Source organism: Bacillus sp. PS196, assembly GCF_037963555.1.
GTDB lineage: Bacteria > Bacillota > Bacilli > Bacillales > Bacillaceae > Bacillus > Bacillus subtilis.
Window position 1 is genome coordinate 2,025,749 of sequence record NZ_CP150159.1, and the last position, 15,516, is coordinate 2,041,264.

The 15,516-nt window shown below is 45.9% G+C and carries 2 protein-coding genes; both read right to left on the reverse strand.

Annotated elements, in window-relative coordinates; all coding sequences use genetic code 11:
- Nucleotides 1–8 precede the first annotated feature (8 nt).
- Nucleotides 9–7,691 (reverse strand): plipastatin non-ribosomal peptide synthetase PpsB, encoded by a 7,683-nt coding sequence (gene ppsB, locus NST79_RS10310; RefSeq protein WP_212060047.1) that lies wholly within the window; start codon nt 7,689–7,691, stop codon nt 9–11.
- A 24-nt stretch (nt 7,692–7,715) separates the two neighbouring features.
- Nucleotides 7,716–15,401 (reverse strand): plipastatin non-ribosomal peptide synthetase PpsA, encoded by a 7,686-nt coding sequence (gene ppsA, locus NST79_RS10315; protein ID WP_339225835.1) that lies wholly within the window; start codon nt 15,399–15,401, stop codon nt 7,716–7,718.
- Nucleotides 15,402–15,516 lie beyond the last annotated feature (115 nt).

A 15,516-nucleotide genomic window follows, 5' to 3' on the forward strand; every position in this document is an offset into this window, starting at 1 on the left:
CTCCTCTCCTATAGTTTGTTGACGGCTCCCATGATCTCACTCAATTCATCAAGCGTTAAGTCTTCATCAGTGAAATCAGATGCGCTCCACTCTCGGTTTTCTTTGCCGGTACAATGCTCAATGATGTTTTCCAGAGTCTGTTTAAAATGCCTGGAAAATGTTTGGATTGTTTTTTCCTCAAATTGAAACCTGTTATAGATGATGTGCATGTTCAGGCACCCCGAAGAAACCGCGCCGCTGATATCCAGTGCATAAGGACGCTCCCAGTTCGGGCTGATCTCATTTCCTGGCTTGATGTCAGACACCTCAAAGGCATTTGATTGAATATCCTGATCAAACTGGCCTAAATAATTAAAGCTGATTTCTGGGCTGTTTTTCTCAGAGCCCCATCTTTTGCTGATATATTTCAGCACGCCGTAGCTCGCGCCTTTATGCGGTATACGGTGCAGCATATCTTTTGTCTGTTTAATAAGGTGGCCCAGCCGCTCTTCTTTGTCCTTATGATCGGAATCTCTCATATCAAGCCACACAGGATAAATGGAGGTGAACCAGCCAACAGTTCTGCTAATATCGATGTCCTCAAGATATGATTCCCTTCCATGGCCCTCCATGCTGATTTTAAATTGGTTATTTCCCGTCCATTTCTGCAAAGCAAGACCTAAAGCTGTCAGAAGGATATCATTCATCTCCGTGCTGTAAGCTTTATGTGCAGCCGTTAATAGTAATTCTGTGTGATGGCGAGATAGCTCAAAATCAATCACTTCAGTATCTATGAATGTGTTAGATGCTGCGTCATTGTCTTTTGGAACAGGCTGGATGTGACGGTTCTCGCACTCATCCCAGTACGCTGCTTCGCGCTGCATCTGGCGGCTTTTAGAGTAGTCAACTATTCTTTGAGAATACGTTAAATATGAATCTGTTTTTTGCGGCAGTTTAATAGATTCTCCTGAGACTGCCTGTTTGTAAGCAGCTGAAAAATCCTCGAACAAAATTCGCCAGGAAACCGCATCAACAACTAAGTGATGAATCGTCAGAAATAAATGGTCACCATTCTCGGTTCTAAACAATCCAGCATGAAGCAAGGGGCCGGTTTCCAAACGAATATGTTCTTGCATCCGGCTGGCTGCTTCCTCAATCGTGTACCGTGCTTCTGTTAGGCTATCCTTTACATCAAACAGTTCAAGTGCATATAGCTCCTCATCTGAAAGATCTATCCCTCTGTTTATCTGCACCTGCCTGCCATCTTCATGCCGGCATACGATTCTCAGTGCATCATGATGAGTCACAAGGCTTTTTAGTACTTTTCTAAGCGCAGCCTCATCAAATCGTTCAGCCCGGTAGATCATAACGGACTGGTTAAAATGATGGCTTTCCAGAGATTGCGAGAAAAACCACTGCTGGATAGGTGTCCAAGTAATCTCGCCTTCGACCGGGCCTTGGTCAATGGCGCGTACGTCTTTTCGAACCCGGGCGGACAGTTCACCAAGAGTCTGATATTCAAACATCTCACGTACTGTCGTTTCAAATCCGCGCTGCTTCAGTCTGGCACAAACCTGCAGCGCTTTAATAGAGTCTCCGCCAAGCTCAAAGAAATTGGCGCCTACACCCAACTCATTCACATTAAGAAGCTCCTCCCAAATTTCAGCCATCACCGTTTCAATCTCATTTCTAGGACTGATATCATCAGCTGTATAAGCGTGTTTTTCAGGTTCTGGCAGGGCTTTCTGATCGAGCTTTCCATTAACAGTCACCGGGATGCTGTCAATTTGTATCATACGGGCAGGCAGCATAAAGTCAGGCAAGGCGTTTTTTAGGTAAGCCCGGATGTCTGATATATTCGCAGCCTGTTGATCTCTTATCACCATATAAGCATATATAGCTGTTTGCCCTTGCTCGTCTGCTCTGGTAATGACAGCCGCCTCTTTAATCATTGGATACTGAAGAAGTGCCGCTTGGATTTCGCCTAACTCAATACGGTGCCCTCTGACTTTCACCTGCTCATCAATGCGGCCTAAATATTCCAGCTCGCCATTTGACAGGCGCTTAGCAAGATCTCCTGTTCGGTATAATCTGTCTCCCGGAAGATAAGGATTGGATACAAAACGGCCAGCGGTCAGCTCATCTCTGTTGAGATATCCCCGTGCCACACCTTCTCCGCCTATATACAGCTCCCCTGGAACTCCGATAGGCTGCAGATTCATATGAGCATCCATCACATAAGCCTGCAGAGTTGAAAGCGGCCGGCCGATATTGCTTTTATTTTTTGCAATGTCTGCTGCGGACAATTTTTTGAATGTTACATGGACCGTTGTTTCTGTAATACCGTACATATTAATCAAATCAGTATGAGGATATTTTTTATTCCAGCTTTGAAGCATGCCGGGCTGTAAGGCTTCGCCGCCAAAAATCACGTAGCGGATGTTTAAATGATCTGTATGATTTTGATCTTCAAGCATCAAGCCGTAAAAAGCAGTCGGGGTCTGATTGAGTACAGTGACGCGCTCTTTTTTTAATAATAAACGGAATGCATGGGGGTCACGGGCTGTTTCTTTAGAGACCACGACTAATGTACCTCCGTTCAATAACGCACCGAACATCTCCCATACAGAGAAATCAAAGCAATAAGAATGAAATAACGTCCAGATGTCTTCATGGTTAAATTCAAAAGGCAGGTTTTGATGCTTCAAGAGACTGATCACATTGCGGTGCTCGACAATGACTCCCTTTGGCTGGCCAGTCGTTCCAGATGTGTATATCACGTATGCGGGCTGATCTGTTACTATTTCTTGAATGTTTACATCAGCCGGAAATGAGTCGTTTTCACATTCATCGATATACAAAATATGCCCGGTGTAGTCTGCAGGTTTGTTTTGACCGCGCTCTGTCAGCAGCAGTTTTGCTCCGCTGTCATTGAGCATAAAGCTGATACGCTCCTTGGGATATTCAGGATCAATCGGCAAATAGGCCCCTCCAGCTTTTAAAATCGATAAAATGCCAATGATCATATCAGGTGACCGATCGAGCATCAGACCGACGATATCGCCAGTTCTGACCCCTTGTTTGATCAGCATAGCAGCTGCCCGCTCGGCTTTTTCATTCAGGTCTCGATACGTAAGCTGAGAATGGCCGCACACCACTGCGATATGCTCCGGATACTGAGCGGCTTGCTTTTCAAATAAGCTTACTATGTTTTCATTTCTCGGATAAGCCGCATACTGCCCCATTTTTTCAAGGAGCAACCTACGCTCTGCAGCAGGAAGCAATTGCATGTCCGAAATTCTCATCTCGGTATCCGCCGTTACCCCTTTCACCAATTCAATAAAATAGGATGCCCACTGCGTAATGGTTTCTTCTTCAAAAAGAGCAGTGCTGTATTCAAAACGGCAGCGTATTCCACTCGGATGCTCCTCAGCGTGTAATGTTAAATCGAATTTGGATATATCATGTTTAGGAGTGACAGACGAAATCGACAGACCAGGCACTTCGAACCGGAAATCTTCACTGCTTTGAAGCACAAGCATCGCATCGAACAGCGGGTTGCGATTTACCTCTCGATTTGTATCGACCTTATCTGCCAGCTCCTCAAAAGGATAATCCTGATGCTCATAAGCGGTCAGAGCCAAGTGGCGAATGTCCTGCAAATAGGAGCTGAACGTTTTGTGGCCCTCGGGCTTGCTGCGCATCGCCAATGTATTGACGAACATCCCGATGACGCGCTCCAGATCGGCGTGCGGTCTTCCGGCAGCAGGCGAACCGACAACAATATCCTCTTGCCCGCTTAGCTTAGATAACAAAATAGAATAGACAGCCAGAAGAATCATATACAATGTTGTTCCCGTTTCAGCCATTAAACGGTGCAGCTCATCAGTCATGTCTTTATCAATGTTGACTTCAATTGTTCCACCGCTGAAATCAGGGAGACGCGGCCTTGTTTTATCAAGCGGTAATTCTAGTGTAGGAAGACTCCCGCCAAGCTGACCGAGCCAGTAGGCCTCCTGTTTTTTGTATAGCTCTTTCGGGTAGTTCTCTTGCTGCCAAACAGCAAAATCCTTATAATGCAGGTTTAAAGCTGGCAGCTCTTTTCCGCAATATAAGTCAGTAAATTCTTGGACAAGAGTGCTCATCGAGACACCGTCGGCAATAATATGGTGCATATCGAGCAGCAAAAATCCGCGATTATTGCCCATTGTAATGACACATGCTCTAAAAAGCGGACCGGATGATAGATCAAACGGTTTGATAAAGGTCTCGATTGCAGACTCAAGCATTTGTTCTGATTCCATTTCAAGCTCTTTTAGATCAAAAGCTATCTCTGGATAAATGATCTGCACAGGCTCGTCTCTGTCAAGCACAAAAACAGTCCGTAATGCTTCATGCCGATTCACTAGTTCTGTGAGAACGCTTCTCAACCGCTGGCGATTCAGATTACCGCGTAATTCAAGTACAGCTGGCATGTTGTAGCCTGTGCTGTCATCTGCCAGCTGATGAAGAGCATATAATCGTTTTTGCGAGAAAGACAGCGGATAGACATCTCTTTGATCCGCAGGTTCAATCTGTGTAAAAGCGTGTTCTTTTAAGCTCATCAATTTGACCGCCATGCTTTCAACCGTCGGATATGAAAACACCTCACTGAGCGGCAGCTCGACATTAAGCTTTTTATGTATTCTTGATACTAGTGCGGCCGCTTTTAAGGACTGTCCGCCTAACTGAAAGAAATCATCACGAATGGCGATGTGCTGTTTATTCAGCACATCTTCCCAAATATGTGCGAGATCAGCTTCGATTAAGGTTCGGGGCGCCATATATGTGACACTCTTATTGTTTTCTGGTTCAGGAAGCGCAAACCTGTCAAGCTTGCCGCTGGATGTTAATGGCATCCGGCTGATGTTGATAATACTTGCTGGGATCATATAGGACGGCAATGTCCCGGCAAGATGCTGATATAAATCTGGGAGGCTGTTTCCCTTTTCTGGAACGATATAAGCAACGAGCTCCTTTTCCTCAGCAGAAACATCACGGGCCAGTACCGCGGCTTCCTTTACCCCCGGTGCTTGTCGAAGAACTGTTTCAATCTCTCTCAGTTCAATACGGTAACCCCTAATTTTTACTTGATCATCAAAACGCCCAATATATTCAATCGTTCCATCAGGCAAAAAGCGGCCTGCATCACCTGTTCGGTATAAACGCTCCCCTTCAAGGAATGGATGATCGGAGAATGCTTTCTGTGTCAGCTCTTGCTGTTTGTAGTATCCTCTCGCAAGACCCGCGCCGGAAATACACAGTTCACCCGAAGCGCCGATCGGCTGCATTTGATTTCCGTGCAAAACAAATACTTTTGTGTTTCTGATCGGGTGTCCGATCGTGATCCTCTCTTTTTCATTCAGATGCCGCAATATTGTTGTTGCCACACTGTTTTCTGTGGGCCCGTATTCATTTGCCAGTTCAGCAGAAGGACAAATCATTTGACTCAACTCAAGCAGATCAGGCGTGACCGCTTCACCCGCAAATGTCACAATACGAAGACTTTTTGCATCGTCAGCAGTCATCACTTCCAATAATACCCGGTACAGGGAAGGAACAATGATCATGTGGCTGACCTTATAACGGGCTATTTTTCGCTTAAGGGCCAGCACATCCTTCGCTTCGTCATCTGTTGTCAGCAGCACACACGCACCAGACAAAAGCGGGGTAAATAAGCTCGTTACACAGCCGTCAAACACGTACGAAAACAAATGGAGGGATATATCCTGTTCGGCCATGCCATACTCTTCCCGTCTCCATTGCAATGTATTGGCAATACCGTGATGATCAACTAAAACGCCTTTAGGGCGCCCCGTCGTTCCCGACGTATAGATCAAGTAGGCTAGATCACCTGGCGACATATTTGGAGCTTCTGTTTGGTAACTTTCTGTATGTTCTATCGTTATCGTATTTCCTTCATAGGACGGAGGGATCAAGGAAATAAGGTCTTCTTCTATCAGCAATTGAGCCGCTTGACTGTCCTTCAGCAGGAAAGAAAGACGTTCTGCTGGAAAATGTGGATCAAGCGGCATATAAGCGCCGCCTGCTTTCCAAATCCCAAGCAGAGCTGCAGGCATTTCCATTGACCGGCCCATCATTACAGCAACGATATCTCCAGATCCAACGCCTTTTTCTATCAGAGCGTGCGCAATCTGATTGGCTCTTACTTGTAACTGGCGATAGGTCCAGCATTCGTCTTCCATTTTCAATGCAGCAGCTTCAGGTGTTTTGTGAGCTTGTTCCTCGAACAATTGGGGTATCGTTTTGTTCACATAAGGACGCTCAGTTTCGTTAAACAATTGGATAACCTGTTGCTCCTCCGGCGGCACGATATTGATGTCACTGACGGCAACATCGGGATTTGTCAAAATGCAATCCAGTGCTTGCTTTAGATGCCCCTGAATCCTCAGCATCTCCTCCCGCTCGTAAACGTCTGCGTTGTAGCTGAATTTGATATAAAATGATTCTCCCGGAACGATAACGATATTAAAGTCGTAATTGGTTTGTTCCGACATTGAAATGTCACTCAGCTTCAGAGCGCCTTCATCATTTTCACTCTCCACGCTTAACGCCTGATGAAGCTGTACAGGGTAATTTTCAAAAACAAAAATATGATCGATCAACCCTTGCTTCAATGGACTATGGTTTTGAATCTCATAAAGCGGATAATACCCATGCTGTTCAGATGATAAAATATCCTCCTGCACGGCTTTGACCAGCGAAGAAAACGTTATGCCTTCCGCAGATCGGATTCGCACTGGAACAGTATTGATAAACAAGCCGACCATTGATTCAATCCCGTCAATCGCTGACGGGCGTCCCGAAATGACGGAGCCAAAAACGGCATCATCTGCAGCATTATATCGATGGAGCAGCACGCCCCAAATACTCATAAACAGCGTGTTTAATGTCACTCCCCAGTTTTGGGCAGCCTCTGTCAGTTTCTCAACCATATCCGACGCTAATGAAAAGCTGACCTGGTCGGCTTTATAATTCCCGTCTGCCGTGCGGCGCTTTATTCGGGGAATAGAAGCAGTATTGCCGTACTCCTTCAAATATTCGCTCCAGTAGGCAGCAGTCTCTTCTTGATCTTGTTCTCCGAGCCATTCAATATAACGGCTGTACGGCACCGTGCTGCCAAGCTGTACAGGTGAGTTGTTTTTGAGCGAATCATACATGCTGAAAAACTCTTTAAGAATAATGCCGAGACACCACCCATCCATGATGATATGGTGATGTGTCCAGACACATGTATATTGGCTGTCTCCTCTATCAAAAAGGGCAAGACGCATTAAAGGATCTTTTTGCAAATCAAATCCTTTTTCCCGATCCTTAGTCATAAAAGCATCAATCAGCGTCTGCTGTTCTTGATCAGCCAGGCGAGAAATATCTTCTCTATATACTGTCAATTCCCGGTTTGATAAGACTACCTGCTGCGGACCTGTAAGATCTGGTACTTCTTTAATGAAAATCGTTCTGAAAATATCATATCTAGAAACAAGAAGGTTTAAGCTCTTTTGAAACGAGTCGACGCATAGATTCCCTGTGATCGTAAACGAGGTCTGTTCGATATATGCTTTCGAGCTGAAATCCATTAATGAATGAAACAGCATTCCTTCCTGCATGTGCGATAACGGATAAATATCTTGAATTTGTGCCGATTGTGCCATCAATTCCACACACCTTTTCAAAAGTTAAAGATCTTTCACGAGATCTTCGATGCTAGATAATGCAGACAACGTTAATTCCTTATTGCTGAAATCGCTCAATGTTTTTTCGCGTGCTTTTTTCTGCGAACAATGCTCAATCGTCTCGATAAGATGCCTGTGAAAACGATCCATAAAGCACTCAATTGAGTGTTTGCTGAACACTTGTGTGTATACCGCTTTTACGTGAAGCCGTCCGTCCGTAATGAGAGCATTGATGTCCAGCTCATACTCTCGTTCTCTCTCACCCGCTATTTCGTAACGGGGCTGGTAATATGATAATTGAAACGTTTCAACTTCCTTCTCTTCGCTAAATTGACCGAGATAATTAAAGCTGACCTCAGGCTCTTTATGCCGCAGTTCTCCTATGTGTGTTAACAATCCGTATCCAGTTCCTTTGTTCGGTACTCTTCTCAGCATATCTTTTGTCGTCTTAATTCGGTATGCGAGCTGATCCTCGAAAGGCTCGGGAATACCCATGTCTAGCAGAATAGGATAAATGGAGGTAAACCATCCAACTGTCCTTGAAATATCAAAGTTTGGCACATGCCCTTCTCTACCGTGTCCCTCAGTGCTGATCACGATTTGGTCATGCCCAGTCCATTCAGAAAGCGCCATTCCTAAAGCCGTAAGCAAAAGTTCGTTGGCATCAGTACCATAGGCTTGCTGGGTTTCAAACAGCAATTTTTCAGTCCAGTCCTCGGATAGTACAAACGCTGCTGCGTCGCTGTTCATTTGGAGTTTGTCTGGCACATTTTCTATGTCCTTAGGAAGAAAAGCAGTGTGAGCGTCTAAAATCGTTTGCCAATACGTTTTCTCTGAAAGCAATTGTTTACTTTCAGCTATTTGGGTAAGACCATCGGCGTAGGATAAATAAGAATCCGTTTTTGGCGGTAATTGGATTTCTTTCTTTTCTAAAGCCTGTTGATATGCTGCAGCTAAATCCTCAAGCAGAATTCTCCAAGAAACGCCATCTATCACAAGATGATGAAGTGCAATCAGCAAATGATCCCCTTCTGCCGTTTTAAACAAACCTGCTTGCAGCAAGGGCCCTTTTTCTACATTCATTTTGCTTTGAATGACGGTTTCCTCAGCGGCAAGTTTTTCATCAAGGTGAGCCCTTTCCAGCGATGCTTTTGTCCAATCTGAAATATAAAGGCCAAACAGTTCATGATCCTTGTGATTGATTCCGCGATTAAACTGAATGACATGGCCGTTTTGGTCACGTTGGAAAATCATGCGAATGGCATCATGATGCTCGGTTATTTTACGCAGCGCTAGATGAAGCGCGTTAGCATTGAATCCTTTTTCACCGAAAAGCATGACGGACTGGTTGTAATGATAGTGAAAAGCATGTACCTGTCCGAAAAATCTTCGCTGAATCGGGGTGAGTTCAGCTTCACCTTCCGCAGGTCCCTGGTCCGCTTGAGATGCCAATGGTGTGATATGTCCGCATAGTTCCTGAATCGTTGAATAACGGAATAAGTCGCGTATTGTCATGCTCCAGCCTTCAGCTGCCAGACGTGCTGCCACTTGTAATGCTTTAATTGAGTCTCCGCCAAGCTCAAAAAAGGAATCGTGAATGCCGACTCGTGACATGCTCAGTACATCTTCCCATATATACGCCATCGTTTTTTGTATGTCGTTAACTGGTGCGGTATATGGACGCGATAACACATTATTTGGAGCCGGCAAGGCATTTCTGTCCAGCTTTCCGTTTAGGGTCAGCGGCATGTTTTCTAAAGGAATCAGATGTGCAGGAATCATATACGCTGGCAGCTCCTTTGTTAAAGCAGCCCGTAGAGCATTCGTATTGACGTCTGAAGGCACAATATATGCTGCCAAACCAGCCTGTCCATTTTTATCATGCTGAACGGCAACAGCAGCTTCTCTGACAAGCCCTGTTTGAAGCAGAACACTTTCAATTTCTTCTGTTTCAATTCTGTATCCATTTATCTTTACTTGATAATCCATTCGGCCAAGAAGCAGGATCGACCCGTTTGGAAGCCAGCATGCTCGATCACCGGTTCTGTACAGCCTTTCTCCAGAGACAAATGGATTTTCTGTAAATTTCATTTGCGTTAAGTCAGGTTTATGATGATAGCCTTTCGCAACACCTGCCCCGCCGATGCACAGCTCGCCGGCAACACCGATCGGCTGAATTTGATCAGTCTGGCTGAGTACGTACATGTGTACATTCGGCAGCGGGCTGCCGATTGGCACGTTATCTCCCGTACACTCTCCACCCATACTGGTTTCATAGAAACTCGAATCAATGGTTGCCTCTGTGACACCATAGCTATTAATGATGCGCATGCTTTGGCCAAAGCGATCTGTCAATGTTTTGAAATCTTGAGCTTTCACCATGTCGGAACCAAGAATCAGTATGTCTAAGTCAGGAAGCTTGAATTGGTTACGGTATACATACTCCATCACCGGGATAATGAGAGCCGGTGTCGACTCCATCACCGTGATTCTCTGAGAGTTCAAGATTTTATATATTTCAGCAGGTTCCAGCCTCTTTTCATCTGAACAAACGATTAGCGTCCCGCCATTTGTCAATGATCTCGCCAAATCTCCTGAAAAGACATCGAATGAAAAGCTCGCGATTTGAAGCAGTCTGACAGGCTTCCGATCCAGTTCATAAATTTGACGCCAAGCAAGAGCAGCATGAGTAAAGTTCTGATAGGTGACAATAACACCTTTAGGCGCACCCGTCGTTCCTGACGTATAAATGATATATACCGGCTCTTCAGGAGCAGGAGATAAGTTAAGGTTGCAGTTACTTTCTTCAAAAGAGCCCTCATCGTCAAGGAAGATGTGAGACATTTTAGATTCAGGCGAGTTCGAAATCAAATGCTTCAACTCTCTCTGTAAAAGAAGAATATCTGCCCCGCTATCACGAAGAATGTATTCAATACGGGCTTTTGGATAATGTGAATCGATTGGGATATACACTCCGCCAGCTTTCATCACTGCCAGCACCCCAACAATTGCATCAATGGACCGCTTGGCTAAAACAGCCACAGTTGGCTTCGGTCCTTTTCTGTTTTGCAATGTTCGTGCCAGACTATTGGCTCTTCCATTTAGAAGGCGATAGCTAATCTCTGTTTCGTTATCAATAACAGCTATATGTTCTGGAATTTCTTCAGCTTTCACTTCAAATATGCGATGAAAAGGAACATCTTTTTGAGCAAATTCAACCTGAGTTTTGTTAAATTCAAAGACTATTTTTTGTTTTTCTTTATCACTAAGTATGTTTATTTGTGCAAGGCTTGTTTCAGGGGTTGAAAGTGCCGCATGCAGAAATTCGATAAAATGATCAGCCCACCGTTCAATCGTAGCTTTTAGGAATACTTCTGTACTAAATTCCATTTCGCAGCAAATAGATCCACTTATTTCCGTAGCTATTAATGTGATATCAAATAAAGAAATGTGATGTGCGAAATTGGCAGGCCGGACTTTTATTTCTCTCAGATCTATGTCCTGTTTTTCCACATTTTGAAGGATAAACATCGCATCAAACACTGGGTTCCGGCTCATATCTCGTGTCAATTCAAGCTTATCGACAAGCTCTTCGAACGGGTAATCCTGGTGCTCAAAGGCTTCCAATGCTGTCTCACGCACTTCCTGCAAATACTGTACGAATGGCTTCCCGCCCTCCGGGCGCGTCCGAAGCGCCAGCGTGTTCACAAACATGCCGAGTATCGGCTCAAGATCCTTGTGCGGCCGGCCGGCGATTGGCGAGCCGACGATGATATCTTCCTGTCCGCTTAAGCGTGACAAGAACGCGGTGTAAGCCGCAAGGAGCACCATGTACAGTGTGCTTCCGTTTTCTCGTGCCAGCTTGTGAAGGCCTGATGCAACCTCTTGATCCAGCGTAAATGAGACCTTGTCACCCGCGAAGCTTCGCACCGGCGGGCGGGCATGATCAGCGGGGAGATCCAGCACAGGCAGCTCGCCCTCGAGCTGCTTCAGCCAGTACGCCTCTTGCGTTTTGTACGTGTCTCCTGTTTTGAATCCTTCTTGCCATACGGCATAATCTTTATATTGAATGCGCAGCGCCGGAAGATTCCGATTATTGTACAGCTCGCCGAATTCCCGAATCAGAATGTTGACGGAAACACCGTCTGAAATGATGTGATGCATATCGACCAGCAACAGGTGCCGCTCATCTGATACCTTTACGATTTGGGCACGGAACAGCGGCGCTTGGCTGAGATCAAACGGTTTGATAAATGCGGCTGCGGCCTCCTGTTCGGTTCGTGCGCCGAGAACTGTAGTCTGTAACGTAAACGGCACCTCGTCATGGATGCGCTGCACCGGATCGCCTCCTGCGTCCTGTTCGAAGGCGGTTCGAAGCGACTCGTGGCGCTTGATCAGCTCTTTGAAAGCTCTGTCCATCCTTTCAGGGTTGAGCTTCCCTTCGAGCTCTAACACAGCCGGCATATTGTAGCCTGTCCCTCCGTCCTCCAGCTGCTGAAGGACATAAATCCGCTTTTGGGCAGAGGAAACCGGATAGGTTTCCTGTTTTTCAGCGGGCTTAATCGCTTCATATGGACTGTCCGTTCCTTCACGGATAACAGTAGCCAGTCCTTCTACCGTCGGATGGGCAAACACATCTTTTAGCGGCACCTGTACATCGAATTCTTTGGTGATCCGTGAGACAAGCGCCGTTGCTTTTAAGGAATGTCCCCCGCGGTCAAAAAAGTTGTCGTGAATCCCGACAGGGCCATTTTTCAGCACGTCCTCCCACAGCTGAGAAAGCTTCATCTCAGTCACGTTTCTCGGCGCTGTGTAGGTCTCCGCATCTGCCGCTCCGCCAGGAGCTGGCAGGGCGTTTCGGTCGAGCTTTCCGCTTGGCGTAACCGGCCACTGTTCCATCTCTATCATATAGGCTGGGACCATGTAGCCCGGCAACAGTCTCTCAAGCTGCGCTCGGACTTCGTTTCTTTGGAGCCCTTCTACATAAGCGCATAATTCCGGCTCCCCGCTGTCTGTCCGTACGGTAACGGCCGCCTCTCTTACACCTTCTATACTTCTTAGTGCCGCTTCAATTTCTCCCGGCTCAATCCGGTAGCCGCGGATTTTCACCTGATCATCCGTGCGCCCGAGGAATTCAACATTCCCGTCAGGGAGCCAGCGCGCCACATCCCCGGTTTTGTACATGCGTTCACCCGGGTAAAACGGGTCTTCAAGAAAACGCTCCTCCGTTAATGCCGGCCGATTCAAATAACCTCTGGCAACACCCGCTCCGGCTATGTACAGTTCGCCGGCGACACCAGAAGGCTGTACGGCTAAATGCGGATCTAAAACATACAAACGCGCACCGGGTACGGGCTTCCCAATCGGAATCCGCAAACGATCTCTGTCCCGTTCTGGATCCAATACGTAAAATGCCGCGTCTACCGTTGCTTCTGTCGGCCCGTAACCATGGATTAATGATACCTGCGGCAATACAGAAGCAAAACGGGCTGCCGTACGCGGCGCAAGCGGTTCACCTCCGGCGAATACACGCTTCAGGCTTGTGCTGTCACGCAGCCTTTCGATTTCCGCTTGATCCAGAAAGCTGTTCAGCATAGCCGGAATAAAATGAGCCGTTGTCATGTTTTCCTGATGAATGGCTTTTACGATCAATGCCGGATCTTTCTCCCAGCCGGGCGGAAGCAGATACGCCGAAGCACCGGAAAGCGACCACCAAAACAGCTGCCACACAGACGCATCAAAGGAAAAAGAGGTTTTCACCATGACAATGTCATCTTCCGAAAGCGGAAACTGGTGCTGCATGCCGGTCAGAAAGGAAACAGCCTGACGGTGCTCAACGGCCACTCCTTTCGGCTGCCCGGTAGAGCCCGATGTATAGATGACATAGGCGAGAGAACCGCCGTCAGCAGGAGTAAACTCATGGTTTTCTGCTTTTTCGCCTGCCAGAGATGTCATGTCAACTTCAAGCGTCTCTCCAGAAAAGCTCGGTGCGGAGCATCCCGGCTGTGTCAGCATGAGCGATGCCCCGCTGTCTTTCAGCATGTAGCTCAACCGCTCCTTTGGATACGCAGGATCAAGCGGCAAATACGCCCCTCCGGCCTTCAATACAGCAAGGACAGCGATCAGCATGTCAGGTGACCGTTCAGACAGGACACCGACGATACTTTCGTTTGTGACGCCGCGTGCCGCAAGGTGCGCAGCCAGCTGGCTGGCGTACATATCAAGCTCAGCGTATGTCAGCGAACCGCCTGAAAAGCGAATGGCCAGCCGCTCCGGTGTGAAAGCTGCCTGTCGCTCAAACAGCCCATGCAGGGTGAAAGCTTTAGGCGAAACAGCTTCCGTCTTGTTAAACTCATACAACAATTTTTGCTTTTCTCTTGTATTCGTCATATCTAATTCTCTTATAAAGCTGTGCGGATGGTGAAGGGCGTTTTCCAGTATGGTAAGCAGATGAGATTGTATTCGTTTAATATCCTCAAGAGAAAACAAGGTATTTTGATAGTCGAAATTTAATTGAATGGTTCCATTGTCTATCCGTTCTTGTATTTGAACTGAAAGCTCGTTCGCGGTGTATCCGCTGAAATAAAGCGCTGTTTCATAGTCAAAATCATCTGCATTATGCCACTGAAGTGGCTGATACTGCATAGATATACCGATAAGGTTGTGTAAATCCTTCTGTTCATTTCTTAATTCATTTACAAGCAAATTATAAGGAAACCGTTGATGACGCATAACAGAAAGCTGTTCCCTGCCTATTGTGCGGACAAAGGAAAGAAAATCTGTGTCAGGATCAACCGTTATTCTGATTGGAAGAGAACTAACGAACATGCCGAGCATTTCTTTTTCAGCCTTTGACCCTCTGTTGCCATAGTAGGTGCCAATGGCAAGATCTTTTTTAGAAGTGATTCGGCTGATGCATATGTAAAATGAAGCCATAAATAAGGATATGATATTGATCTTGTGTTCTTCGCAGAAGATTCGAATCGTTTGCTCTAGATCAGGTGAAAGAATGATGGTGTCTCTGGATGCAGATGTGCTCTGTTTTTGTAAGGACGTCTGGTCGGCTAACGAGTGGTATTCCAACGGGTGCTCAAAGGTTTGTGTCCAAAATAAACGGTCCTTTGCAAACCGCGGAGATTGTAGATATTGACTCTCTTTTTCGATGTAGCTCAAGTAAGAAGGTTCCGGCTGATCAGGTAAAGGATCTTTCTTTTTCATTTTTTGATAAAGATCTATAATTTGATTTCCCATTACATTTAAAGAGATTCCATCCATTATGATATGATGGAATTTCGCAAATAGCCAAACTTCATGAGAGTCAATTCTAAGGAGGTAAAATTGAAAAAGGGGCGAGTTGAACAGTTTAAATGGAATGCTCGCTTGATCCTGAATCCATTGCTCTATTTCTATCATTTCAACATTTGAAAAATCAATTATTCTAAGTGGATAATATTTATATTCAGTAAGGTGCAATCGCGGCTCAAGCTCTTCTCCTTCTAACAGCTGAAATCTGATGGCGTCGTTGCGGGAGATGGAATGATTCAGCGCTCCCTCTAGAGTATCAAGCTCAATATTGCCTTTGAATTTCACACAAGCTGTAAGATTGCAAATGCTGGTATCTGGCTCCAGCAGTTCGGTAAACCACACTCTCCTTTGGGCATGGGTTAAAGAATAAGTATGTTCGCTCAACGGATTCCCTCCAGTTCTCATAATAAGAGGATAAGAAAATGTAGAAAAAAGCAGAAAAATGACAATAAAAGAAATTATATGACTATATAATCCATATATGCACTATATTAACGGA